At 67.4% G+C, this 24,530-nt stretch carries 25 protein-coding genes; all 25 read left to right on the top strand.

The genetic code is table 11. The annotated features are described in order from the left end of the window. Positions 1 to 2: 2 nt before the first annotated feature. The 25 genes from aroC to CV023_RS03855 all read left to right on the top strand — a co-directional run bounded on the left by aroC (position 3) and on the right by CV023_RS03855 (position 24,529). On the top strand, positions 3 to 1,202 hold the full coding sequence (gene aroC, locus CV023_RS03975; RefSeq protein WP_230744155.1) for a chorismate synthase: 1,200 nt from the start codon (positions 3 to 5) through the stop codon (positions 1,200 to 1,202). Then, positions 1,199 to 1,816 carry a shikimate kinase gene (locus tag CV023_RS03970; RefSeq protein WP_230744154.1) on the top strand — a complete coding sequence of 206 codons (618 nt, stop codon included), beginning with the start codon at positions 1,199 to 1,201 and terminating at the stop codon, positions 1,814 to 1,816. Before aroC ends, CV023_RS03970 begins: the two co-directional genes overlap by 4 nt. 105 nt (positions 1,817 to 1,921) lie before the next feature. Continuing rightward, the gene (gene aroB, locus CV023_RS03965) at positions 1,922 to 3,037 is read left to right on the top strand and encodes a 3-dehydroquinate synthase (RefSeq protein WP_230744153.1); all 1,116 of its coding nucleotides are present in this window, start codon (positions 1,922 to 1,924) and stop codon (positions 3,035 to 3,037) included. Between the two features lie 188 nt (positions 3,038 to 3,225). Then, positions 3,226 to 3,786, top strand: coding sequence for an elongation factor P (efp, locus tag CV023_RS03960; protein WP_230744152.1), 561 nt, complete (start codon positions 3,226 to 3,228; stop codon positions 3,784 to 3,786). Next, on the top strand, positions 3,787 to 4,194 hold the full coding sequence (gene nusB / locus CV023_RS03955) for a transcription antitermination factor NusB (protein ID WP_230744151.1): 408 nt from the start codon (positions 3,787 to 3,789) through the stop codon (positions 4,192 to 4,194). A gap of 123 nt (positions 4,195 to 4,317) precedes the next feature. After that, positions 4,318 to 4,869: a bifunctional pyr operon transcriptional regulator/uracil phosphoribosyltransferase PyrR gene (pyrR, locus tag CV023_RS03950; RefSeq protein ID WP_230744150.1), complete on the top strand. Its 552-nt coding sequence runs from the start codon at positions 4,318 to 4,320 to the stop codon at positions 4,867 to 4,869. Then, positions 4,866 to 5,846 carry an aspartate carbamoyltransferase catalytic subunit gene (locus tag CV023_RS03945; protein WP_230744149.1) on the top strand — a complete coding sequence of 327 codons (981 nt, stop codon included), beginning with the start codon at positions 4,866 to 4,868 and terminating at the stop codon, positions 5,844 to 5,846. The genes pyrR and CV023_RS03945 overlap by 4 nt, the downstream gene beginning before the upstream one ends. Further along, on the top strand, positions 5,839 to 7,149 hold the full coding sequence (locus CV023_RS03940) for a dihydroorotase (protein ID WP_230744148.1): 1,311 nt from the start codon (positions 5,839 to 5,841) through the stop codon (positions 7,147 to 7,149). The genes CV023_RS03945 and CV023_RS03940 overlap by 8 nt, the downstream gene beginning before the upstream one ends. Then, on the top strand, positions 7,134 to 7,628 hold the full coding sequence (locus CV023_RS03935; RefSeq protein ID WP_230744147.1) for a PH-like domain-containing protein: 495 nt from the start codon (positions 7,134 to 7,136) through the stop codon (positions 7,626 to 7,628). Before CV023_RS03940 ends, CV023_RS03935 begins: the two co-directional genes overlap by 16 nt. Further along, the gene (gene carA, locus CV023_RS03930; RefSeq protein WP_230744146.1) at positions 7,625 to 8,776 is read left to right on the top strand and encodes a glutamine-hydrolyzing carbamoyl-phosphate synthase small subunit; all 1,152 of its coding nucleotides are present in this window, start codon (positions 7,625 to 7,627) and stop codon (positions 8,774 to 8,776) included. The genes CV023_RS03935 and carA overlap by 4 nt, the downstream gene beginning before the upstream one ends. Positions 8,777 to 8,787: 11 nt before the next feature. Then, positions 8,788 to 12,063: a carbamoyl-phosphate synthase large subunit gene (gene carB / locus CV023_RS03925; RefSeq protein WP_230744145.1), complete on the top strand. Its 3,276-nt coding sequence runs from the start codon at positions 8,788 to 8,790 to the stop codon at positions 12,061 to 12,063. Next, a complete protein-coding gene (gene pyrF, locus CV023_RS03920; RefSeq protein WP_230744144.1) occupies positions 12,063 to 12,902 on the top strand; it encodes an orotidine-5'-phosphate decarboxylase in 840 nt (279 codons plus the stop codon). The genes carB and pyrF overlap by 1 nt, the downstream gene beginning before the upstream one ends. Before the next feature lie 266 nt (positions 12,903 to 13,168). Further along, entirely contained in the window at positions 13,169 to 13,480 is a 312-nt protein-coding gene (mihF, locus tag CV023_RS03915) for an integration host factor, actinobacterial type (protein WP_230744143.1), read from the top strand. A 19-nt stretch (positions 13,481 to 13,499) separates the two neighbouring features. Next, the gene (gene gmk, locus CV023_RS03910; protein ID WP_230744142.1) at positions 13,500 to 14,063 is read left to right on the top strand and encodes a guanylate kinase; all 564 of its coding nucleotides are present in this window, start codon (positions 13,500 to 13,502) and stop codon (positions 14,061 to 14,063) included. A gap of 12 nt (positions 14,064 to 14,075) precedes the next feature. Further along, entirely contained in the window at positions 14,076 to 14,411 is a 336-nt protein-coding gene (rpoZ, locus tag CV023_RS03905; protein WP_230744141.1) for a DNA-directed RNA polymerase subunit omega, read from the top strand. Continuing rightward, positions 14,408 to 15,664, top strand: coding sequence for a bifunctional phosphopantothenoylcysteine decarboxylase/phosphopantothenate--cysteine ligase CoaBC (coaBC, locus tag CV023_RS03900; RefSeq protein WP_230744140.1), 1,257 nt, complete (start codon positions 14,408 to 14,410; stop codon positions 15,662 to 15,664). Before rpoZ ends, coaBC begins: the two co-directional genes overlap by 4 nt. After that, positions 15,661 to 16,866, top strand: coding sequence for a methionine adenosyltransferase (metK, locus tag CV023_RS03895; protein ID WP_230744139.1), 1,206 nt, complete (start codon positions 15,661 to 15,663; stop codon positions 16,864 to 16,866). Before coaBC ends, metK begins: the two co-directional genes overlap by 4 nt. A gap of 17 nt (positions 16,867 to 16,883) precedes the next feature. Then, on the top strand, positions 16,884 to 19,037 hold the full coding sequence (locus CV023_RS03890) for a primosomal protein N' (RefSeq protein WP_230744138.1): 2,154 nt from the start codon (positions 16,884 to 16,886) through the stop codon (positions 19,035 to 19,037). A 30-nt stretch (positions 19,038 to 19,067) separates the two neighbouring features. Continuing rightward, complete coding sequence (locus tag CV023_RS18960) at positions 19,068 to 20,066, top strand: methionyl-tRNA formyltransferase (RefSeq protein WP_230744137.1); 999 nt, start codon at positions 19,068 to 19,070, stop codon at positions 20,064 to 20,066. Between the two features lie 5 nt (positions 20,067 to 20,071). Beyond that, entirely contained in the window at positions 20,072 to 21,529 is a 1,458-nt protein-coding gene (locus tag CV023_RS03880; protein ID WP_230744136.1) for an RsmB/NOP family class I SAM-dependent RNA methyltransferase, read from the top strand. A 1-nt stretch (position 21,530) separates the two neighbouring features. Beyond that, the gene (gene rpe, locus CV023_RS03875) at positions 21,531 to 22,193 is read left to right on the top strand and encodes a ribulose-phosphate 3-epimerase (RefSeq protein ID WP_230744135.1); all 663 of its coding nucleotides are present in this window, start codon (positions 21,531 to 21,533) and stop codon (positions 22,191 to 22,193) included. Between the two features lie 9 nt (positions 22,194 to 22,202). Further along, complete coding sequence (locus CV023_RS03870) at positions 22,203 to 22,868, top strand: nicotinamide mononucleotide transporter family protein (protein ID WP_230744134.1); 666 nt, start codon at positions 22,203 to 22,205, stop codon at positions 22,866 to 22,868. A gap of 80 nt (positions 22,869 to 22,948) precedes the next feature. Beyond that, positions 22,949 to 23,212, top strand: coding sequence for a phosphoribosyl-ATP diphosphatase (locus tag CV023_RS03865; protein WP_230744133.1), 264 nt, complete (start codon positions 22,949 to 22,951; stop codon positions 23,210 to 23,212). 35 nt (positions 23,213 to 23,247) lie between these two features. After that, positions 23,248 to 24,087: an ATP phosphoribosyltransferase gene (gene hisG, locus CV023_RS03860; protein ID WP_230744132.1), complete on the top strand. Its 840-nt coding sequence runs from the start codon at positions 23,248 to 23,250 to the stop codon at positions 24,085 to 24,087. 25 nt (positions 24,088 to 24,112) lie between these two features. Further along, a complete protein-coding gene (locus CV023_RS03855; RefSeq protein WP_230744131.1) occupies positions 24,113 to 24,529 on the top strand; it encodes a PH domain-containing protein in 417 nt (138 codons plus the stop codon). Position 24,530: the final 1 nt, after the last annotated feature.

Below are 24,530 nucleotides of genomic sequence, written 5' to 3'. Positions count from 1 at the left end.
GAATGTTGAGATGGCTGACTGCAGGCGAATCCCACGGCGAAGCGCTGACCGGGATCATTGAGGGACTTCCCGCCCATATTCCGATCACCAGGGACGATATCCGTGCGAGCCTGGCTCGCCGCCGATTGGGCTACGGCCGCGGTGCCCGAATGAAATTCGAGGCTGATGAGGTGCGACTCCTCGGCGGTGTCCGACACGGACTCACCCTCGGCTCTCCCGTGGCCGTCGAGGTCGGCAACACCGAATGGCCCAAATGGGAGGCCGTGATGAGCCCGGACCCGATCGACGAGGACGAACTCGCCGGTCAGGCCCGCAACGCACCGCTGACCCGGCCCCGTCCCGGACATGCGGACATCGTCGGCATGCAGAAATACGGCTTCGACGAAGCCCGCCCCGTCCTCGAGCGGGCCTCGGCCCGGGAGACCGCGATGCGGGTGGCGCTGGGCACCGTGGCCGCGAACTTCCTGCGCGAACTCGGCATCACCCTGGTCTCCCACACCGTGGCCATCGGCACCGCCGAACATCCGGCCGATGCCGCCCCCGATCTGCCGACCGCCGCCGATGTCGAGACCCTCGACGCCGACCCGGTGCGATGCTTCGACACCGAGCTCTCGGCCTCCATGGTCGCGGAGATCGATGCGGCGAAGAAGGCCGGCGACACCCTCGGCGGAGTCGTCGAGGTCCTCGCCTACGACCTGCCTCCGGGCCTGGGCTCCCACGTCCACTGGGACCGTCGCCTCGACTCGCGACTGGCCGGTGCGCTGATGGGCATCCAGGCGATCAAGGGCGTGGAAGTCGGCGACGGCTTCCTCACCACGAAGCGTCCCGGGTCACAGGCCCACGATGAGCTCGCCGTGGGCGAGGACGGCTTCCGTCGCGTGAGCAACCGGGCCGGCGGCACCGAGGGAGGCATGTCCACGGGTGGACCGCTGCGGGTGCGTGCCGGCATGAAGCCCATCGCCACGGTCCCGCGCGCCCTGGCGACCGTCGACGTCGCCACCGGTGAGGCTGCGAAGGCCAACCACCAGCGCTCCGATGTGTGCGCCGTTCCCGCCTCCGGAGTCGTCGCCGAGGCGATGGTCGCCCTCGTCCTCGCCGAGGCCGTGGTCGAGAAATTCGGCGGCGACTCGGTGGCCGAGACCAAACGGAACCTGGACGCCTACGTCGCGGCCATTCCGGAGAACCTCCACATCGGACAATGACCGACACCCCGCTCCCGAAACCGGTTCCTCCGCTGGAACCGGTCCCGGCCGCGCAGTCGCGGATCGTGCTGACCGGACCGCCGGCGGCCGGGAAATCCACGATCGGCCGACTTCTCGCCGACCGCCTCGACCTGCCCCTGACCGACACCGACGCCAATATCGTCGAGCAGTACGGGGTCATCGCCGAGATCTTCGTCGAACGCGGAGAGGACCATTTCCGCCGGGTCGAACGCGAAGTCGTGCGCAGGGCCCTGCGGCGCCTCCTCGACCGTCCGGGCATCGTCTCCCTGGGCGGGGGAGCGATCCTCAATCCCGGAACCCGGGCCCAGCTCAAGCATCCGGCGATCAAGGTCGTGCACATCGACATCGATGTCGAGACGGTCGCCACCAGGCTCAACGCTCCGCACCGACCGCTGCTGCGCGGCGCCGGATCTCCGGTGGAGAACTGGCTGGCCCTGGTCACCGAGCGTGAGCCCCTCTACGACCAGGTGGCGACCTTCCGGGTCCAGGCCTCGAATTCGCCGCCCTCGACGGTCGTCAACCGCGTCGTCGACGTGCTCACCGGACTGCAGCGAGCCGAAGAGTATGCGAAGTACGCCAGCCATGAGGAATGAACCGCCGGACACCTGCCGAACGGGACGCACACCCGGGGTCGGCACCCGGAAGCGACGGCGGCTAGGCTGGGCGGGTACGCGAATGCAGAAGAGGAAAGCGGTGGCATGAGCTTCACACGCATCAACGTCGAATCCGGTGGCCAGTACCCGGTTCTCGTCGGTCAGGGTCTCCTCGGGCAGCTGCCCGAGCTGCTGGGTCCGCGGGTCGAGAAGGTCCTCGTCATCCACCCCCGCGCCCTGCGCGCCACGGGGGAGACCGTCCGCGACGATCTCGGTGCGACCGGGCTCGACGCCATCGTCGCGGAGATCCCCGACGCCGAGGAGGCCAAACACATCCAGGTGGCCGCCTTCTGCTGGCAGGTGCTGGGTCAGAGCGACTTCACCCGCACCGATGCGATCATCACCGTCGGCGGCGGTGCCGTCTCCGACCTCGGCGGCTTCGTCGCAGCCACCTGGCTGCGCGGCATCCGGGTGATCCACATCCCGACCACCGTGCTCGGCATGGTCGACGCCTCGATCGGCGGCAAGACCGGCATCAACACCGCCGAGGGCAAGAACCTCGTCGGCTCCTTCCACGCCCCGGCCGGTGTCCTCGTCGACCTCGACACCCTGACGACGCTGCCGGAGAACGAACTCTTCACCGGCCTCGCCGAGGTGGTCAAGACCGGCTTCATCGCCGACCCCGTGATCCTCGAACTCGTGGAAAAGCACACGAAGGCGGAGATCGCCGATGTCTCGGGACCCGTGCTGCGCGAACTCATCGAACGCGCCATCGCCGTCAAGGCCGAGGTCGTCGCCAGCGACTTCAAGGAGTCCGGCCGGCGGGAGATCCTCAACTACGGGCACACGCTGGGTCACGCGATCGAACACAAGGAGCGCTACCAGTGGCGACACGGTGCGGCCGTGTCCGTGGGCATGGTCTTCGCCGCCGAGGTCGCCGCCATGGTCAAGAACCTCTCGACCGAGGTCGTCGACCTCCATCGGGAGCTGCTGGGCAAGCTCGGCCTGCCGCTGGGCTACCGCGCCGATGTATGGCCGCAGCTGCTTGAGACCATGAAGCGGGACAAGAAGGCCCGCGGTTCGATGCTGCGGATGGTCCTGCTCTCCGACATCGGCGCACCGGCGACCGTCGAGATCCCCGATCTGTCGATCCTGCACACCGCCTACCAGGAGATCGGTGAGGACTCACCGCGGATGACGCTCGGCGGCGGTCTCGGCTGACGACCGGGCGCAGGCAGGTTCGAACGACCCTGTGCGGGGCCGCCGAATCCGCGCGGATGGAAGCTCATCCTCGAGCTTGCTAGAATTGCTGATTGGCGAAACTGCCAGACCGGCGACACCGCCGACACACGTCGATCACCACGGCAGCGCCGCGGGTGCTCAGGACTGAAGCGAAGAAGGACGGATTAGTGGCGACAACCAATGACCTGAAGAACGGCCTCGTGCTCAACATCGACAACCAGCTGTGGCAGGTGCTCGAGTTCCAGCACGTCAAGCCCGGCAAGGGACCGGCCTTCGTCCGCACCAAGCTCAAGAACGTCATCTCCGGCAAGATCATCGACAAGACGTTCAACGCCGGCACCAAGGTCGAGACCGCGAACGTCGACCGTCGCGATATGCAGTACCTCTACCACGACGGCACCGACTTCGTGTTCATGGACGCCAAGGACTACGACCAGGTCAGCATCTCGCCCGATCTCGTCGGCGATGCCGCGAACTACATGCTCGAGAACCAGGATCTGCAGATCTCGTTCCACGACGGCACCCCGCTCTCGGTCGAGTTGCCCGCCTCGGTGGAGCTGACCATCTCCCACACCGAACCGGGCCTGCAGGGCGACCGCTCGACCGGAGGCTCGAAGCCCGCCACGCTCGAGACCGGCTACGAGATCCAGGTGCCGCTGTTCCTCGAAGAGGGAACGAAGATCAAGGTCGACACCCGCAGCGGCGACTACCTGGGTCGCGTCAAGTAAGTGTCGGCACGCACCCGGGCCCGCCGCAGGGCCCTCGAACTGCTGTTCGAAGCCGGACAGCGCAGCCTCGCCATCGACGAGCTCGTGACCATGCGCTCGAACGATCCCGAATATCCGATGAAGGCCTATGCCGTCGAGATCGTCGAAGGCATCACCGGTCGTCAGGCGGAGATCGACGAGATCATCTCCACCTACGCGCAGGGCTGGACGCTCGAGCGGATGCCGGCTGTCGACCGGGCGCTGCTCGAGATCGGAACCTGGGAGATCCTGTTCAACGATGAGGTCCCGGACAAGGTCGCCATCGACGAGGCGGTGTCCCTGGCCCGACAGTTCTCGACCGATGATTCGCCCGGCTTCGTCTCCGGCCTGCTCTCACGCATCCTCGACGTCAAACCGACGCTGATCTGAGGTGCCGTGGACGAACCGTGCGTCCGGACTCCGGACCCGCGGCTCGCCACGGTGGCCACGGCGTCTACAATCGAATCGAACCACTCCTTTAACCACCGTCCGGAGAGGCGGAGAAGGGGAACCATGACACAGCGAACAGTGCTGGACGCGCCCGACATCACCCGGGCCATCACCCGCATCGCCCACGAGATCATCGAATCCGACAAGGGCAGCGACAACCTCGTCCTCCTCGGCATCCCGCGCCGCGGCGTCCCCCTGGCCACCAGGCTTGCGGACCAGATCGCCGAGATCTCCGGCGGAGAGACACAGGCGAGCGAGCTCGTCGGCAGCCTCGACATCACGATGTACCGCGATGATCTGCGCGGCGGCTCCTACAGAGCCCCGGAGCCGACGCGGATCCCGAGTGCCGGCATCGACGGCAGGACCGTCGTCCTCGTCGACGATGTGCTCTTCTCCGGTCGCACCATCAGGGCCGCCCTCGATGCCCTTGCCGACCTCGGACGCCCCGCCAAGGTCAGACTCGCCGTCCTCGTCGACAGAGGGCACAGGGATCTGCCGATCCGAGCGGACCATGTCGGCAAGAACCTGCCGACCTCGAGCAGCGAACGCGTCAACGTGTCTCTGGCCGAGATCGACGGCGAGGATGCGGTCACCATCTCGGGAGGTCGCGAATGAAGCACCTGCTCGACACCGCATCCCTGGACCGCGAGGACGCCGTGGCCATTCTCGACATCGCCGAGGAGATGGCGCTGGTCTCCCAGAGGGAGATCAAGAAGCTGCCGGTGCTGCGCGGTCGCACCGTCGTCAACCTCTTCTTCGAAGACTCGACACGGACCCGGCTGTCCTTCGAAGCCGCAGCCAAACGACTCTCCGCCGACGTCCTCAACTTCTCTGCCAAGGGCTCCTCGGTGTCCAAGGGGGAGAGCCTGCAGGACACCATCCAGACTATCTCCGCGATGGGCGCCGACGCCCTCGTCGTCCGCCATTCCGGGGCCGGCACCGCACACCGGCTGGCCCACACCGGCTGGATCGATGTGCCCGTCGTCAACGCCGGAGACGGCACCCACGAACACCCCACCCAGGCACTGCTCGACGCCTTCACCCTGCGGCGGGCGCTCAACGGATTCCCCGCCTCGGGGCCGGTCGAAGAAGGACCGCGGGGACGCGGACTCGACGGTGCGAAGGTCGCCATCGTCGGCGACGTCCTGCACTCCCGAGTGGCCAGGTCCAATGTCCACCTGCTGGCCCGCCTCGGCGCGGATGTCCATCTCATCGCCCCACCGACTCTGCTGCCCTGGGGTGCGGAGACCTGGCCGGTGACCATCCACTACGATCTCGACGAGGCCCTGGCCGCCGAGGACTTCCAGGCCGTGATGATGCTGCGTGTCCAACACGAGCGGATGCATGAGTCGTTCTTCCCCAATGCGCGCGAATACGCTCGTCTGTGGGGACTGAGCGCGGCGCGACTGGCGGTTCTGCCGGCCGAGACCTTCATCATGCACCCGGGCCCGATGAACCGCGGATTCGAGATCTCCGCGGCCGCGGCCGACTCATCCCGCGCCCTCGTTCTCGATCAGGTCGAGAACGGAGTGAGCGTGCGCATGGCGGTGCTCTACCGTCTGCTGACAGGTCAGGAGGAGACCAATGACTGACTATCTCATCCGCGGTGCGGACATCCTCGGACGCGGCGCCGGCGACATCGCGATCAAGGACGGTCGCATCGTCGATCCCGACCTCCTCGGTGCCGGCGCGGAGACTATCGAGGCCGCAGGGCTCGTCGCCCTGCCCGGACTCGTCGACATGCACACCCACCTGCGCGAACCGGGCAAGGAAGACGCTGAGACGATCCTCACCGGCTCCCGCTCGGCGGCAGCCGGCGGCTACACCTGCGTGCATGCGATGGCCAACACAGCGCCGGTGGCCGACACCGCCGGCGTCGTCGAACAGGTGCACCGGCTGGGCCGCTCCGCCGGCTACACCGAGGTGGTGCCCATCGGCGCAGTGACGATCGGCCAGGCCGGTGAGCAGCTGGCCGAACTCGGAGCCATGGCCCGATCGGCCGCACGCGTGCGGATGTTCTCCGACGACGGCATCTGCGTGTCCGACCCGCTGCTGATGCGCCGGGCGCTCGAATACGTCAAGACCTTCGACGGCATCATCGCCCAGCACGCCCAGGAGCCGCGCCTGACCGAAGGGGCGCAGATGAACGAAGGCACCGTCTCCGCCGAACTCGGACTGCCCGGCTGGCCGGCGGTGGCCGAGGAATCGATCATCGCCCGTGACGTGCTGCTGGCCGAGCACGTCGGCTCCCGACTCCACGTCTGCCACGTCTCCACGGCCGGAAGCGTCGATCTCATCCGCTGGGCGAAGTCGCGCGGCATCCGGGTCACCGCCGAGGTCACCCCGCACCATCTCATGCTCACCGACGAGCTGGTGCGCACCTTCGACCCCGTCTACAAGGTCAACCCGCCGCTGCGCACCGCCGCCGACGTCACGGCCCTGCGCGAGGCACTGGCCGACGGAACCATTGACGTCGTCGGCACCGATCACGCCCCGCACACCGCCGAACACAAGTGCAGCGAATGGACGGCGGCGGCCATGGGCATGGTGGGCATGGAGACGGCGCTGCCGATCGTCGTCGAAGCCATGTCCGACCACGACTTCGACTTCGGCGACCTCGCCCGTATCATGTCATCGGCCCCTGCCCGGATCACCGGGGCCTCGGGCCATGGCAGCCTCGAGATCGGGGCGAGCGCGAACATCGTGCTCATCGATCCGAACCGGTCGCACACGATCGTGCCCGCCGAGCATGCCACGAAGGGACGCAACAACCCCTTCGCCGGCCTGGACGTGGCCACCGACATCACCGACACCTTCTTCTACGGCCACCGGGTCCTTGCCGAAGGCGTTCTCAGCACCCCCCACCCGGCAGGAGCATCATGGACCGACCAGTGAGCGTCATCATCATCGCCGCCGTCTTCCTCCTCGTGATCATCGCGATCACCTGGGGGTGGAGCCGACGCAAACGCAACCAGTCCGATGTCCCGCAGCCGGCCAAGCCGCATATGGGCATCACCCCGCTGTCCGAGCCCGTCGAGGGCTCCTACGTCTCGACGACGAAGGCCGGCCACCCGCTCGAACGCGTGGCCGTGCACGGTCTGGGCATCCGCACCACAGGCGAACTCGTCATCACCGACGGGGGAGTGATCATGGACCTGGCCGGACGTGAGGACTTCCTCATTCCCCGCCGCGACATCGTGTCCGTGGACACCACGGCCGGGATGATCGGCAAATTCGTCGAACGCGGCGGAATCGTGCGCATCACCTGGCGCCTCGGCGACACACTCGTCGACACCGGGTTCCGAGCCCGCTACGCCACGAACACCACCCCCACCGTCGAGAGCATCCGCGCAATGATCGAAGAGGCACAATGAGACCTTCCACCACAGCCGCCGTCCTCGTCCTCGAAGACGGCCGAACCTTCCACGGATCCGCCTACGGCGCGATCGGGCAGACCCTGGGCGAAGCGGTCTTCGTCACCGCCATGTCCGGCTACCAGGAGACGCTGACCGACCCGTCCTACCACCGGCAGATCGTCATCCAGACGGCCCCGCACATCGGCAACACCGGCATCAACGACGCCGATGACGAGTCCCGGAAGATCTGGGTCGCCGGCTATGTCGTCCGCGACGCCTCCCGGGTGTCCTCGAACTGGCGGTCCCAGGGCGACCTGGCCACCCGACTCGACGAATCCGGAGTCGTCGGCATCAGCGGAGTCGACACCCGCGCCCTGACCCTGCACCTGCGCGACAAGGGCGCGATGCGGATGGGCATCTTCTCCGGACCCGCCGCCGAGGCGAGTGAGGCCGAGCTGCTCGAAACGGTCCGCTCCGCGCCCGAGATGGCCGGTGCCCGGCTGGCCGAGGAGGTCTCGGTCACCGAACCCGCACTCGTGCCCGCCCAGGGCGAGAAGCGCTTCAGCGTCGCCGCCGTCGACCTCGGCATCAAGTCGATGACCCCGCAGCGGCTGGCCGAACGGGGCATCGACGTCCACGTGCTGCCCGCGACAGTCACCTTCGAGGAGATCCAGGCACTCGGCGTGGACGGAGTCTTCTTCTCCAACGGTCCCGGCGACCCAGAGACCGCCGATGACCAGGTGGAGCTGCTGCGCGAAGTGCTGGCCGCCCGGATCCCGTTCTTCGGCATCTGCTTCGGCAACCAGCTGCTCGGTCGGGCGCTGGGCTTCGGCACCTATAAGCTGCCCTTCGGACACCGCGGGATCAACGTGCCCGTGATGGACCGCACCACCGACAAGGTGGAGATCACTTCCCAGAACCACGGCTTCGCCGTCGACGCGCCCCTGGACGGAGAGACCCAGGCTCCGCATTCGGCGGACTTCGGTCGCGTCACGGTCTCGCACGTGTGCCTCAACGACGATGTCGTGGAGGGACTGGCCTGCCTCGACATTCCAGCGTTCTCCGTCCAGTTCCACCCCGAAGCCGCAGCCGGGCCGCACGACTCGAGCTACCTCTTCGACCGCTTCATCGACCTCATGTCCGCTTCCCAGGTCGCACAGGCTTAAAAGGAGACCCCATGCCACTCAGACACGATCTCAAGTCCGTCCTCGTCATCGGCTCGGGCCCCATCGTCATCGGTCAGGCCTGCGAATTCGACTACTCGGGCACACAGGCCTGCCGGGTGCTGCGGGCCGAAGGGCTGCGCGTCATCCTCATCAACTCCAATCCGGCGACGATCATGACCGATCCGGACGTCGCCGATGCCACCTATGTCGAACCGATCGACCCCGACATCATCGAATCGATCATCGAGAAGGAACGTCCCGACGCGATCCTGCCGACGCTCGGCGGTCAGACCGCTCTCAACGCGGCCATCGCCCTCCACGATGCGGGCATCCTCGATAAGCACGGCGTCGAGCTCATCGGCGCCGACGTCGAAGCCATCCAACGCGGTGAGGACCGGCAGAAGTTCAAGGACATCGTCGCCGACTGCGGCGCCGAATCAGCCCGCTCCGTCATCTGCCACACCCTCGAAGAGGCGCTGGCCGGTGCCGAGGAGCTCAACTACCCGGTCGTCGTGCGTCCGTCGTTCACGATGGGCGGACTCGGCTCCGGAATGGCCTACAGCGAATCCGATCTGCGCCGCATCGCCGGTGCCGGACTCTCCGACTCCATTACCCACGAAGTACTGCTTGAGGAGTCCATCCTCGGCTGGAAGGAATACGAACTCGAACTCATGCGCGACCACAAGGACAATGTGGTCGTCGTCTGCTCCATCGAGAACGTCGACCCCGTCGGCGTGCACACCGGCGACTCCATCACCGTCGCCCCGTCGTTGACGCTGACCGACCGCGAATACCAGAAGATGCGCGACGTCGGCATCGCCATCATCCGAGCCGTGGGAGTCGACACCGGCGGCTGCAACATCCAGTTCGCCGTGGATCCGAAGACCGGCCGAATCGTCGTCATCGAGATGAACCCGCGCGTCTCGCGCTCGTCTGCTCTGGCCTCGAAGGCCACCGGCTTTCCGATCGCGAAGATGGCGGCGAAGCTCGCCGTCGGCTATTCGCTCGACGAGATCCCCAACGACATCACCCAGGTCACCCCGGCCAGCTTCGAACCGACCCTCGACTACGTCGTGGTCAAGATCCCGCGGTTCACCTTCGAGAAGTTCCCTGCCGCGGACCCGACGCTGACGACGACCATGAAGTCCGTGGGCGAGGTGATGGCGCTGGGCCGCAACTTCACCACCGCCCTGCAGAAGGCGATGCGCTCGATGGAGCAGAAGAACGCCTCGTTCTCGTGGGCCGAGCTGCCCGACATCACCGATGAGGACGTCCGCGAATCCGTTCTCGAGGCCATCTCGCATGCCACCGCCGATCGGATCCACGCGGTCCAGCGCGGCCTGGCCGCGGGACTGAGTGCTGCCGAGGTCTTCGACGCCTGCGAGATCGATCCCTGGTACCTCGACCAGATCCAACTGATCAACGAGGTCGCCGAATACATCGCCGAGGCCGAGGAACTCGACGCCGAGGTGCTCAGGGAGGCGAAGAACCACGGCTTCTCCGATGAGCAGATCGCGGCCCTGCGCAACCTCGACACCAACGTCGTCACCGGGGTCAGGCATGCTCTGCGCCTGCGCCCGGTGTTCAAGACCGTCGACACCTGCGCCGGTGAGTTCGCCGCCCACACCCCGTACCACTACTCGAGCTATGACCTGGAGACCGAGGTCGCCCCCCGCGAGAAGCCGGCCGTGGTCATCCTCGGCTCCGGACCGAACCGGATCGGCCAGGGCATCGAATTCGACTACTCGTGCGTGCACGCGACCATGGCGATCTCCGAGGCCGGGTACGAGACCGTCATGGTCAACTGCAACCCGGAGACCGTGTCCACCGACTACGACACCGCCGACCGCCTCTACTTCGAACCCCTGACCTTCGAAGACGTCATGGAGGTCTACCACGCCGAGGCGGCCGCCGGTGAGGTGCTCGGCGTCGTCTGCACCCTCGGCGGGCAGACCCCGCTGGGGCTGGCCGACAAGCTCAAGGCCGCAGGTGTGCCCGTGCTCGGCACTCAGCCCGAAGCCATCGACCTCGCCGAGGACCGCGGCGAGTTCGGAGCGGTCCTCGACCGTGCCGGGCTCACCTCACCCAAGCACGGCACCGCCGTGACCTACGCCGAGGCGGAGAAGATCGCCGAGGAGATCGGCTATCCCGTGCTCGTGCGTCCCTCCTATGTGCTCGGCGGGCGCGGCATGCAGATCGTCTACGATCGCACGCAGCTCGTCGACTACATGGCCACGGCCACGGAGATCTCCGTCGACCGGCCGGTGCTCGTCGACCGCTTCCTCGAGGACGCCATCGAGATCGACGTCGACGCCCTCTATGACGGCGATGACATCTTCATCGGCGGGATCATGGAGCACATCGAGGAGGCCGGCATCCACTCCGGCGACTCGGCCTGCGTGCTGCCGTCCCTGACCCTGGGGGAGGACGTGCTCGAACGCGTCCGCCACGCCACCCTGGCCATCGCCGAGGGCACGAACGTGCGCGGTCTGCTCAATATCCAGTTCGCGATCACCGCCGACGTCCTCCACGTCATCGAGGCCAACCCCCGTGCCTCGCGGACCGTGCCCTTCGTCTCGAAGGCGACCTCGACCCAGCTGGCGAAGGCCGCGGCGCTCATCGCCGTGGGCCGGACGATCGCGGACCTCCGCGGCGGGCTGCTCCCGGAGACCGGCGACGGTTCGACCCTGCCGCTCGATCACCCGATCGCCGTCAAGGAGGCGGTGCTGCCCTTCCGCCGGTTCCGCACCGTCGAGGGCAAGGTCGTCGATTCCGTGCTCGGACCTGAGATGCGCTCGACCGGTGAGGTCATGGGCATCGACCACGACTTCCCGACGGCTTTCGCCAAGGGACTGCTCGGTGCCTCGATCAAGCTGCCGACCTCGGGCACCGTGTTCGTCTCCGTGGCTGATCGCGACAAGCGGGCCATGGTGCTGCCGGTCAAGGAACTCGTCGACATGGGCTTCGACGTCGTCGCCACCACCGGCACGGCCGCGGTGCTCTCCCGCTACGGGATCAGGACCACACAGGTGCACAAGCACTTCGAGGCCGATGCCGAGGACCGCACAATCCTCGACTACCTCGCGGCGGGCACCATCGACATGGTCATCAACGTTCCCTCCGGACGGCAGGAACGCGCCGACGGCTACGAGATCCGGGCCTCGGCGACGGCGAACTCGGTTCCGCTGATCACCACCCTGGCCGAATTTGCTGCGGCCGTGACCTCGCTCGAAGTGGTCAGGGACAAGAAGTTCGGCGTCCGCAGCCTCCAGGACTGGAGCGCCTGATGTTCGGCGACCGGCTGCAGGCGGCGATGGCCGAACACGGACCGCTGTGTGTGGGCATCGACCCGCATGACCATCTCCTCGACGCCTGGGGCCTGCCCTCGAGTGCTGACGGTGTGCGGGAGTTCGGCCTGCGCGTGGTCACGGAGCTCACGGGCAGCGTGGCCGCGGTCAAACCGCAGTCGGCGTTCTTCGAACGCTTCGGCTCCGCCGGGGTCGCCGCGCTCGAGGATACCCTCGCCACCTGCCGTGAAGCGGGGATCATCAGTGTCCTCGACATCAAACGCGGGGACATCGGGTCGACCATGGGCGCCTACGCCCAGGCCTACCTCGATCCGGCCTCGGCGCTGGCTGCGGATTCGATCACTGTCTCCCCGTTCCTCGGATTCGAGGCCCTGGCTCCGGCCTTCGACCTCGCCGAACGCCACGACCGGGGCGTGTTCGTCCTCGCCCTGACCTCGAATCCCGAAGGTGCCGAGGTCCAGCACGCCCGCCTGGGGGACAAGGCGGTGGCCGCCGCGATCGTCGACCAGGTCGCGGCCCGCAATGCCGCAGGCCCGGGGGAGGCTCTGGGCCGGTTCGGACTCGTCGTCGGGGCCACGATCGGTCAGGCCGCACGGGAACTGGGCATCGATCCCAGTTCCTGCAGGGGACCGATCCTGGCTCCCGGAGTCGGCGCCCAGGGTGCCGGAATCCGTGAGCTGCGCGAGGTCTTCGGTACGCAGGCGATCGCCGGGAACCAGATCCTCGCCACGGCCTCACGGGCCGTGCTCGGGGCCGGACCGCAGGGACTGCGCGGCGCCGCGGAGGCGCTCAACCGTTCACTTCGCAGCACCGACTGAATAACGACGGGGCCACTCGGCCGGTCGGGGAGGGCCGACCACCCTGCCACCCGGCCGGCCACCCTGCCACCCGGCCGGCCACCCTGCCACTCGGCCGGTCGGAACGTGCTGCACACCGGCCCGCTGAGCCGGGCCGGAACGGGCGGAATTCGGCGAATCTGCGCGGGAGTCGAGTTTTCTTCGCCGCATTGCGACAGTGTGCGCAGTTTTGTTTTAGACTGAAGCAACTTCCCTACCTGCCCGTTCATGGTGACAGAGGAGATAATGTGGCACTCGAACCGTTGACCCCACAACAGCGTTCAGCTGCTCTTGACAAGGCCTTCAAGGCGCGTCAGGCGCGAGCCGAGGTCAAGACCGCGCTGAAGAATGGTCAAACCGATCTCGCCGCCGTGCTCAAGAAGGCCGCAGCGGACGAAGCGCTCGCAAAGATGCGTGTCCTCGACCTGCTGCGGGCTCTGCCGGGCGTCGGCGACCGGCGTGCCGAAGCGGCCATGGAAGAGGTCGGCATCGCCACCTCCCGACGCATCAAGGGCCTGGGCGTGCACCAGAAGAACGCCCTTTTGGAGAAATACTCCTGAGTATGGCAACAATAGATCTGTGAACAATCGACTCACCGTCCTTGCGGGCCCGACCGCGGTCGGAAAAGGCACCATCAGCACGTATATCCGCGAGCATCACCCTGAGGTCTGGTTCTCGGTGTCGGCAACGACGCGGCCGAGGCGACCCGGCGAAGTCGATGGTGTTCATTATCACTTCATCAGCGACGATGAGTTCGATGCCCTGATCGCCGCCGATGAGCTGCTCGAATTCGCCGTGGTCCACGGCCGCCACCGCTACGGCACGCCGTCACGGCAGGTTCACGACAAACTCGCGCAGGGCTGTCCCGCCCTGCTCGAGATCGACCTGCAGGGAGCGCGCCAGGTCAAGGAGAAGATGCCCGATGCCCGGTTCGTCTTCCTCGCCCCGCCCAGCTGGGAGGAGCTCGTCTCCCGTCTGACCGGACGGGGGACGGAGACCGCCGAGGAGCAGGAGCGCCGACTGGCCACCGCGAAGCGCGAACTCGAGGCGGAATCCGAGTTCGACGTCACCATCGTCAATGCCCACGTTCGCACTGCGGCCGAAGAACTCATATCATTGATGGGTATATCCACTTCCGATTAGATTGGACAGTCCTTGCCTGCACAGCCCGAAGGCATCACGAATCCTCCGATTGACGATCTGCTGACCGTCACCGGATCCAAGTACGAGCTGGTCTCCATCGCGGCGCAGCGCGCCCGCCAGATCAACTCCTATTACGCACAGCTGCAAGAGGGCCTGCTGGAGAACGTCGGACCGCTCGTCACCCCGGGCACCAACGAGAAGCCCCTGTCGATCGCTCTGCGCGAGATCAACGAATCCAAGATCGTCGCCCGGGAGGTCACCGAGGCCGACTTCGCTCCGCTCGCGGAAGAGCCGGTGCAGACCGCACCGGTGAGCAACGACGGCGCGATCGACTTCAGCGACCAGTGAGAACCGTACTCGGCGTCGCCGGTGGAATCGCCGCCTACAAGGCGGCACATGTCATCCGGCGGCTCCGAGAACTCGGCCACAGCGTCAAGGTCGTACCCACGGCCAACGCCCTCGAATTCGTCGGCGCCCCCACTTTCGAGGCTCTGTCCGGCCAGACCGTGAGCACCGACGTCTTCGACGAGGTCGAGTCGGTCAACCATGTGCGCATCGGCCAAGAGGCCGAACTCGTCATCATCGCTCCGGCGACGGCGAATATCATCGCCAAGATCGCCGCCGGCATCGCCGATGACCTCCTCACAGCGACTGTGCTGACCACCACCGCCGGGGTGGTCGTGGCCCCGGCCATGCACACCGAGATGTGGCACAACCCGGCCACCGTCGCCAATATCGCAACCCTGAGACAACGCGGCATCCACGTCCTCGAGCCCGCTGTCGGGCGCCTCACCGGCCCCGATTCCGGCCCCGGTCGCCTGCCCGAACCCGACACCATCGTCGACTTCGCCCTGGCGGCCGCCGACGATGAGTCTTTCGCCGGCCGGACCGCTGATTCCGGTCCGCTGAGCGGCAGACACGTCGCCATCAGTGCCGGCGGCACCCGTGAAGCACTCGACCCGGTCCGCTACCTCGGCAACCGCTCCTCCGGCAAACAGGGCATCGCCCTGGCCAAGGCCGCCGCCGCGGCCGGAGCCGAGGTCGAACTCGTGGCCGCCAATGTCGATTCGGGACTGCTCGTCGGGCTCCCCGCCGGAATCACCGTCACCGAGATCGAATCCACACGTCAGCTGCGGACCGCTATGGCATCGGCCCAGACACGCGCCGATGCCCTGATCATGGCCGCCGCCGTCGCCGACTACCGTCCCGCCGAGACCAACGACTCGAAGATGAAGAAGTCCGGCGAGGACGGGCTGACACTCACCCTCGTGCAGAACCCCGATGTGCTCGTCGGACTCGTCGCCGCGCGCAGGCCGGGACAGATCATCGTCGGCTTCGCTGCCGAGACCGGTGACCGCACACACTCGGCGCTGGACTATGCGAAGGACAAATTCCGACGCAAGGGCGCCGACCTCCTCGTCTTCAATGACGTCTCCGAAGATCGCGCCTTCGGCCACGACGACACCGTCGTGCAGATCCTCAGCGCGGACGGTGACGAGGTGCTGGCGGGAGAGGAAGTCCGCGGCAGCAAGGACGATGTTTCGCAAAAGGTCATCGACGCGGTGTCGCGTCAGTTCGAATGCGTAGAATCGACGCCGTGACTCAAACAAATCTTCGCTACTTCTCGTCAGAATCCGTCACCGAGGGACACCCGGACAAGATCTGCGACCAGATCAGTGACGCCGTCCTCGACGATCTGCTCGCCCAGGACCCCAACGCCAAGGTCGCCGTGGAGACCATGGTCACCACCGGACTCGTCCACGTCGCCGGCGAGGTCAACACTGCGGCCTACGCCGATGTCGCAGGCATCGTGCGTCGACTGATCACCGGCATCGGCTACGATTCCTCGGACACCGGCTTCGACGGGCACTCCTGCGGAGTCTCAGTATCGATCGGCAGCCAGTCCACGGACATCCATTCCGGAGTCACGAATCCGCTCGACTTCCGTGAAGCCGTGGAATCGGCCGATCACGGTACCAGCCTCGGCGCCGGTGACCAGGGACTGATGTTCGGCTACGCCGACAACGCCACCGATGTGCTCATGCCGCTGCCCATCCACCTCGCCTCGCGGATGGCCGAGAAGCTCTCCGAAGTCCGCAAGACCGGAGCGCTTGACTACCTCAGACCCGACGGCAAGACCCAGCTGACCCTCGGCTACGACGGCAGCGAGGCCGTGTCGATCGAGAACATCGTCGTCTCCACCCAGCATGCCGCCGATGTCTCTCAGGCTCAGCTGCATGCCGAAGTCAAAGACCTCGTCATCGACCCCGTGATCGCCGATTCGGGTCTCGACACGAGCGGCGTGAACGTCCACATCAACCCGGCCGGCCCCTTCGTCACCGGTGGGCCGATGGGCGATGCCGGACTGACCGGACGCAAGATCATCGTCGACACCTATGGCGGCTACTCCCGCCACGGCGGCGGCGCCTTCTCCGGCAAGGACCCCTCGAAGGTCGACCGTTCGGCGGCCTATGCGATGCGCTGGGTTGCGAAGAACGTCGTCGCCGCCGGACTGGCCGACCGCGCCGAGGTGCAGGTGTCGTACGCCATCGGACGCGTCGAACCGATGGGCCTCTACGTTGAGACCTTCGGCACCGAGAAGGTCGATCCCAACGCCATCTCGCGGGCCATCCGTGAGGTCTTCGATCTCCGTCCGGCGATGATCATCCAGGAACTCAACCTGCTGCGCCCGATCTACTCCCAGACCTCGACCTACGGCCACTTCGGCCGCGAGCTGCCCGATTTCACCTGGGAGGTCACGGACCGCGCAGACGCTCTGCTGCGCGCCGTGTCCGCCAACTGAGTCCCCGGCCGGGCACCGTGGACGAACCCCTCCCAATCGACACCGGCACCACCGCCGAAGGCCAGGTGCCGCTGGCGGCCGATGCCCCCGTGGGGCGCGTGCTCATCGACCATCCGGTGCCCCATCTGGCCCGAGTCTTCGACTACGCGGTGCCGGAGAAGCTCGCCGAGGCGGCCGTCCCCGGAGTGCGTGTGCGAGTGAAGTTCGCCGGTCGTCTCCGCGACGGCTTCCTCCTCGAAAGGGTCGAGACCTCCGAGCACCTCGGCCCGCTGGCGACGATCCAACGCATCACGAGTCCGCTCGTCGTCCTGACTCCCGAGCTGCTGGCTCTCTGTGAGGCCGTGACCAGGCGGTATGCGGGGACTCTCTCCGATGTGCTGCGGCTGGCGATCCCGCCTCGGCACGCCCGGGCGGAGAAGGCCGTGCTCAGAACCGACCGCAATCGATCCAAGCCGAAGAAGGCCGCGGCCGTCACCGCGGGTACTGCGAGAACCGCGGATACCGCGGATTCCGGGGACACCGGAGCCGATGCCGAGGTCCCCGCACATGGTGACGGACTGCTCGACCGCCTCGGCGAATGGGTGGTCACCGGGCTGCCGGACGGGGACGGCCCCGCTGCTGAGAACCCTCGGCTCGCTCTGTGCTGCGTGCCCGGTGAGCATCCCGGACTCGAGTGGATCCGAGCGGGACTCGAAGCGGCGCGCGCAACCTTGGCCGCGGGACGATCCGTGCTGTGGCTCGTGCCCGACCATCGCGAATTGGCCGTGCTCAGCGCCGCCCTCGACGCCGCCGCGGTCAACGCCGCTGCGCTTGAGACCGGGGAAACTGAGACCGGCGAAGCCGACGCCATCGGTCCCTTTGACTATGCGGTGCTCAGCGCCGATCAGTCTCCCGAGCAGCGGTGGACGGCGTGGCTCGAGGGACTCCTCGGACACAGTCGGCTGCTCATCGGCACTCGTGCCGCGGCCTTCGCGCCGATGCCCGATCTGGGCCTGATCATCTGCACGAACGACTCCGATTCGAACTACCTCGACCAGCACGCCCCCTACCCGCACGCCCGCGAGGTCAGCCTGCTGCGATCGACGATCGAGAGCTGCGGCGTGTTCTTCGTCTCCACCGACCGCAGCGCCGAGGTGCAGCGTCTCGTCGAGATCGGCTGGCTGAGCGACATCACCCCGGGAGGACCGCCTCGGCGCAGCGCGGCTCCGCTCGTCTTCGTCCCCGACGAAGACCGAGACCCCTTCGCCTTCCAGCGCATTCCCTCGCGGGCCTGGCAGATCATGCGCAGCGCCCTGCGTCCCGGACCGAAGGACACCCACGCCGCCGGCCCGGTCCTCGTCCAGGTTCCCCGCTCCGGCTACTATCCCGTCTTCGCCTGCGCCCGCTGCCACGAGGTCGCGCGGTGCCCGCAGTGCTCGGCGACCCTGACCACCCAATCCGAGACCGGCCCCTTCGCCTGCCGGCGCTGCGGACACCACTCGGAGACCTTCACCTGCACCCGGTGCCGGTCCCACCAGGTGCGGTCGATCGTGCGCGGTCGCGGGCGCACCGTCGAAGAGCTGCGCCGCGCACTGCCCGGCATCGAGATCCTCGAATCCGGGGGAGAGGACATCTCCACCGTCATCGACGACGTCCCGCGCCTCGTCGTCGCCACCACCGGAGCCGAACCCTATGCCCTCGGTGGATACGCCGCCGCGATCCTGCTCGACTCCCTGTGGCCCGGCCCCTGGATGCGATCGATCGACGAAGGTGTGGCGCGCCGCCTCCGGGCAGCCGTGCTCGTGCGCTCACGTGAGAACGGGGGAGCCGTCTACCTCGGCGATGCCGATGAGGCGATCCGGGCCACGGTGACCGGATTCGACCCGGCCACGTTCATGTCCCGGCAGCTGGCCGACCGCCGGGAACTCGGTTTCCCGCCGTATCGGCGCATCGTCGAACTCACCGGGTCGGGAACCGAGATCGACTCCGTGATCGCCGAGGTCGGCGCCGAGGTGGAAGAGCTCGAGGAGCTCATCCAAGATGAGGACGAGGGAACCCAGAAGGCCGTGGCCGCCTACCCGATCTCGGCCGGAGATCGGGTCGGATCCCGACTGGCCGCCATCACCGCGGCACGGTCGGCGAAGAAGCAGCCGCAGGTGCGCGTGCGCATCGACGATCCCCGGTCACTGTGACCGCAGGGTGAACAAGTAGAATCCTGTCTCGTGGATATCGTCTTCGCCGGAACACCGGAAGCCGCAGTGCCGGCACTAGAGGCCCTCGCCGCATCCGAGCATCGGATCCGCGCGGTCCTCACCCGCCCCGATGCCCCGGTCGGCCGCAGACGCGTGCTCACCCCCTCACCGGTCAAGGCCCGCGCCCTCGAACTCGGCCTCGAGGTCATCGAAGCCGGACGCCTGCGCGGTGAGGTCATCGCGCAGCTGCGCGACCTCGATGTCGATGCCGTGGCCGTCGTCGCCTACGGCGCCATCGCCGGACCCGCCGCACTCGCCACGGCCCGCCTGGGATGGTTCAACCTCCACTTCTCCCTCCTGCCTGCCCACCGCGGAGCCGCGCCCGTGCAGCGGGCCCTCATCGCCGGGGAGACCCGCAGCGGAGTCAGCGTCTTCCGCATCGACGAAGGCATGGACATCGGCCCCGTGCTGCGTCGTCGCGAGCTCGCCCTCGACCAGCCCGATGTGGCGACCGCCCTGGACGACTATGCCCATGCCGGTGCCGGCGAACTCGTCGCCGCCTTCGACGACCTCGCCGCCGGCACCGCCGACTTCACCGAACAGGCGGCGCTCATCGACGCCGGGGAAGCGGCGAGCCACGCCGAGAAGATCACCGTCGACGACGCCCATCTCGACTTCACCCACACCGCCGAAGCGATCATCGACCGCTCCCGCGGCACCAGCCCCGCGCCCGGCCCCTGGGCCGAGATCTCCGGCAAGCGCACCAAAATCTTCGGACTCGGCCCAGCTGTCGAGGTCGACATCCAACCCGAACCCGGGCTGCTGACGACTCGAGACAGGACCGCAGTGCTCGGCTGCGGGGACGGCTGGATCGCCGTCGCCGAGATCCAGCCGTTCGGGAAGGCCCGGATGGCGGCCGTGGACTTCCTCCGCGGCCACGGCGAGGTCCGATTCGATCCCGTCGAGGCCGAACCGGACCCCGCCGACACCGAGTCCACCAGCACCGAAGTACCCGACCCGAGAGCGTGAGGCCCATGGCCGAGAACAAGCACCCCAGGAACCGGCCCCGCCGGGACGAGTCGAACGATCGGGCTCGCAGGGACGCACCGAAGAACCTGCCGCGGCGCATCGCCTGGGAGGTCCTCATCGATGTCGCGGAGAAGGACTCCTACGCGAACCTGCTGCTGCCGGCGAAGCTCGCGCGCACCCACCTCGGCGTCCAGGACGCGGCCCTGACCACGGAGCTGACCTACGGAGCGCTGCGCCAGCAGGAGTTCTATGACCGGATCATCGCGCGGGCCGCGAACCGGGAGATCGCCACGATCGATCCCGAACCTCTGGCCGCGATGCGCCTCGGCGCCCACCAGATCCTGTCGATGCGCATCCCCGACCACGCCGCCCTGTCCGAGACGGTCGCCGTGGTCAAGAGGTACGCACCGAAGACCGCCGGGTTCGTCAACGCCGTGCTGCGCCGGGTCTCGGAGGTGACCCGTGAGGACTGGCTGTCCCGCGTCACCGACGGCGCCGATGAACTGAGCACTCGCTCCATCGAGTACTCCCATCCCGAATGGATCGTCCGGGCCCTGACCCAAGCGCTCAAAGGCCACGGCCGCGACGCCGCCGAACTCGATGAGCTGCTGGCCGCGGACAATGCCGCCGCCAAGGTCAGCGTCACCGCCCTCCCCGGACTCATCGACCGGGCGGACCTGCCCGGCGAACCGACGCCGTTCTCACCCATCGGCGTCACCCTCGACACCGCAGTGCCGAAGGACCTCCCGGCCGTCGCCGACGGTCGCGCTCGGGTCCAGGACGAAGGGTCCGCCCTCGTCGCCCTCGCCCTGGCCCACCTCGACGCCCCGGCAGGTGACTGGGCCGATCTGTGTGCAGGGCCCGGCGGCAAGGCCGCCATCCTCGGTGCCGTGGCGCGGCAGTCCGGCACCGGACTCGCCGCCTTCGACTCGAGCGAACACCGTGTCGAACTCGTCCGCAGCTCCACCCAGGCTCTCGACAACGTCACCGCCGAGCTGCAGGACGGCCGCCAGGCGAGCGGACCCTATGCGAAGGTCCTCGTCGACGTCCCCTGCTCCGGCCTCGGTGCGCTGCGCCGCCGTCCCGAAGCCCGCTACCGACGCCGACCCGCCGACATCAACGCTCTCGCCGGTCTGCAGCGCGAACTGCTCACCGCCGCCCTCGACGCCGCAGCACCCGGGGGCGTCGTCGCGTATTCGACCTGCTCCCCGCACTATGCGGAGACCGTCCTCGTCGTCGACGATGTGCTGCGCGAACGTGCGAAGAACCAGGAGGCGAACATCGAGATCCTCGACGCACCCGCGGTCTTCGCCGAACTCACCGGAGCCGAATCCGGCGAGTCCGCCACAGCCGCCGCCTCGTTCGCCTCGGTGAGCAGAGGGGACGGGCGGTACGCTCAGCTGTGGCCCCATCTCCACAACACAGACGGCATGTTCCTGGCACTCCTGCGGAAGGCGAACTGAATTGTCCATCGAGATCAACCCCAGCATCCTGTCCTCGGACTTCTCCGACCTGCGCGGGGAGCTGGCCCGGATCAGCACCGCCGACATGGCCCACATCGACGTCATGGACAACCATTTCGTCCCCAACCTCACCTTCGGCCCCCCGGTGGTCGAACGGATCCAGGCGATCAGCCCGATCCCGCTCGACGCCCACCTGATGATCGCCGATGCCGACCGCAACGCCCCCGTCTATGCGGAGCTCGGCTGCGCCTCGGTGACCTTCCACGCCGAGGCGGCCGCCGCCCCCGTGCGCCTGGCCCGGGAGCTGCGGAAGCTGGGTGCCAAGGCCAGCCTCGCGCTCAAACCCGCCACCCCGATCGAACCCTTCGTCGACCTCCTCGGCGAATTCGACCAGATCCTCATCATGACCGTCGAACCCGGATTCGGGGGACAGAAGTTCCTCGACGTGTGCCTGCCGAAGATCCGCCGCACCCGTGAGGCGATCTCCGCAGCCGGACTCGAGATCAAGCTGCAGGTCGACGGGGGAGTCTCGGCATCGACCATCGACCGGGTCGTCGACGCCGGCGCCGATGTGCTCGTCGCCGGATCCGCCGTCTACGGTGCCGAGGACGCCGCCGGAGCCATCGCCGAACTGCGCGAGCTCGCCGCCGCCCACGCTCACTGAGCTCAGCCCATGGACATCCTCGACTGGCTCAACACCCCGGCGTTCGAACTGCTGGGCAACCCGGTGCCCTACTCCGATCTGTTCGGCAACATCTGCGCCCTGGCCACCGTGGTCCTCGCGCTGCGGCGGAACATCCTGTCCTGGCCGGTGCAGATCCTCGGCTCCATCCTGCTGCTGAGCGCGAGCATCTCCGCGGGACTCGGCGGCAATGCCTCCCGCCAGGTCGTCATCATCGTCGCCGCCGTCTGGGGCTGGACCCAGTGGAGGAAGTCACGCGAATCCGCCGGTGAGGTCATCGTCCGCTGGGCGAGCTGGAAGGAACGGCTCCTGCTCATCGCCGCCCTCCTGATCGGCACCGGCGTCTTCGGCTTCGTCCTCGCCCTCGGCGGCTGGTCCTGGAACCCGTACCCGGACGCCTACATCTTCATCGGCTCGCTCGTGGCCATGTACGCCCAGGGCCGGGCGATCGTCGAATTCTGGTTCGTGTGGCTCGCCGTCGACCTCGTCGGCATCCCGCTGGCCGTGGCCGGCGGTCTCGTCTTCTCCGGCGCCGTCTACCTGATCTTCCTCGTCATGGTCGTCCTCGGCTTCCTCGACTGGTCGAAGAGGTCACGGCAGACGATCTCGGCGCCCCACCTCGGCGCCACCGACATCAACCGCGAACCCGGGGACTGAGACCACGGATCCGGGGACTGAGACGCAGATGACGGACACCGGGTGCCGGGGCGTCCAGGTCGATGCATTAGGCTGGAGAAGTGAAGACCTTTGACTCGCTCTACGCCGAACTTCTGCAGAAATCCCTTGATCGCCCCGATGGTTCGAAGACCGTCGCGGAGCTCGACGCCGGAGTCCATGCGATCGGGAAGAAGGTCGTGGAGGAGGCCGCCGAGGTGTGGTTGGCCGCCGAATACGAGACCAAGGACGACCTCGCCGAGGAGATCTCTCAGCTGCTCTACCATGTGCAGGTGATGATGGTCGCCAAGGGCTTGAGCCTCGACGACGTCAACACCCACCTCTGACCCCCACGACCGACCCAGAACCACAAAGGGACAACATGCTGCGTGTAGCCGTGCCGAACAAAGGCGCCCTGTCCGAAGCCGCCTCCGAGATGCTCAGCGAGGCCGGATACTCCACCCGCCGAGGCAGCAAGACCCTCGTCCATCAGGACGAGGTCAACGGGGTCGAGTTCTTCTACCTGCGCCCCCGCGACATCGCCATCTACGTCGGATCCGGCATCCTCGACGCCGGGATCACCGGTCGTGACCTGCTGCTCGAATCCCAGGCCGAGGCCCAAGAGGTCATCGGACTCGGCTTCGGCGCCTCCCGCTTCTTCTACGCCGGGACCAGCGGCAGCTTCACCTCGCCGGAGCAGCTGGCCGGTGCGCGCATCGCCACCAGCTTCCCCAACCTCGTCGAATCCGATCTCCGCTCCCGCGGCATCGACGCCTCCACCGTTCAACTCGACGGCGCCATCGAGGTGTCAATCCAGCTCGGCGTCGCCGATGCCATCGCCGATGTCGTCGAGACCGGCAGCACCCTGCGTGCTGCGGGACTCGAGACCTTCGGCGAACCCCTGCTCGAATCCGAGGCCGTGCTGATCCAGCGCGACGGCGCAGCTGAGAGGATCGGCGTGCTCAAGCGGCGGCTCGAATCCGTCATGGTCGCCCGCCAGTACGTGCTCGTCGACTACAACATCGAAGAGCGCCTCGTGCCCGAAGCGATCTCGCTGACCCCCGGTCTCGAATCACCGACCATCTCCCCGCTGCAGGAGACCGGCTGGGTGGCCGCCCGCGTGATGGTCGAAGCCAAAGAGGTCAACAACGTCATGGACCGGCTCTACGACGTCGGTGCCCGTGCGATTCTGGTGACGAACATTGGCGCCTGCCGAATCTGATCTCCGGACCTTCCGTCCCCGACAGGTGCGCATCATCAGCATCGTCGGAGCAATCGCCGTGTTCGTGGGCTTCAGCGTGCTCTCAGTGGCACTGCTCATCGTGGACTGGAAACCCTGGACGGGTCTGGACATGATATGGATGAACGTGTTGGGCATCGTCTTCGCGGCCGCACTGCTGCGCATCGCCGACATCCAGGCCCGTCCGTCCGAGACTGGCCTGGTGGTGAAGAACATGGTGCGGACCCGGACCCTCGAATGGGGCCAGATCCTCGGCGTCACGTTCTCGCCCGAAGGCGACGACCCGTGGCCGATCCTCGACCTCACGGACGGGACGACCACTCCGGTGATGGCGATCCAGCACGCGGACGGGGCCCGAGCCCACGAGGAATGCGCACGACTGCGTCAGCTCATCGCTGAATGGACCCGATTCAAGGAGGACTAGG

The organism is Brevibacterium sp. CCUG 69071, assembly GCF_021023135.1.
GTDB lineage: Bacteria > Actinomycetota > Actinomycetes > Actinomycetales > Brevibacteriaceae > Brevibacterium.
Note: the sequence above shows the minus strand (reverse complement) of the source record. Positions and strands in the feature narration are given on the sequence as shown.

Bases quoted from the DNA above. Each gene is read 5' to 3' on its own strand.
- pyrF (WP_230744144.1), top strand. From the start codon at position 12,063: ATGTTCGGCGACCGGCTGCAGGCGGCGATGGCCGAACACGGACCGCTG.
- pyrR (WP_230744150.1), top strand. From the start codon at position 4,318: ATGACACAGCGAACAGTGCTGGACGCGCCCGACATCACCCGGGCCATC.
- CV023_RS03945 (WP_230744149.1), top strand. From the start codon at position 4,866: ATGAAGCACCTGCTCGACACCGCATCCCTGGACCGCGAGGACGCCGTG.
- aroB (WP_230744153.1), top strand. From the start codon at position 1,922: ATGAGCTTCACACGCATCAACGTCGAATCCGGTGGCCAGTACCCGGTT.
- CV023_RS03970 (WP_230744154.1), top strand. From the start codon at position 1,199: ATGACCGACACCCCGCTCCCGAAACCGGTTCCTCCGCTGGAACCGGTC.
- CV023_RS03870 (WP_230744134.1), top strand. From the start codon at position 22,203: ATGGACATCCTCGACTGGCTCAACACCCCGGCGTTCGAACTGCTGGGC.
- hisG (WP_230744132.1), top strand. From the start codon at position 23,248: ATGCTGCGTGTAGCCGTGCCGAACAAAGGCGCCCTGTCCGAAGCCGCC.
- aroC (WP_230744155.1), top strand. From the start codon at position 3: ATGTTGAGATGGCTGACTGCAGGCGAATCCCACGGCGAAGCGCTGACC.
- carA (WP_230744146.1), top strand. From the start codon at position 7,625: ATGAGACCTTCCACCACAGCCGCCGTCCTCGTCCTCGAAGACGGCCGA.
- CV023_RS03880 (WP_230744136.1), top strand. From the start codon at position 20,072: ATGGCCGAGAACAAGCACCCCAGGAACCGGCCCCGCCGGGACGAGTCG.
- CV023_RS03940 (WP_230744148.1), top strand. From the start codon at position 5,839: ATGACTGACTATCTCATCCGCGGTGCGGACATCCTCGGACGCGGCGCC.
- CV023_RS03935 (WP_230744147.1), top strand. From the start codon at position 7,134: ATGGACCGACCAGTGAGCGTCATCATCATCGCCGCCGTCTTCCTCCTC.
- carB (WP_230744145.1), top strand. From the start codon at position 8,788: ATGCCACTCAGACACGATCTCAAGTCCGTCCTCGTCATCGGCTCGGGC.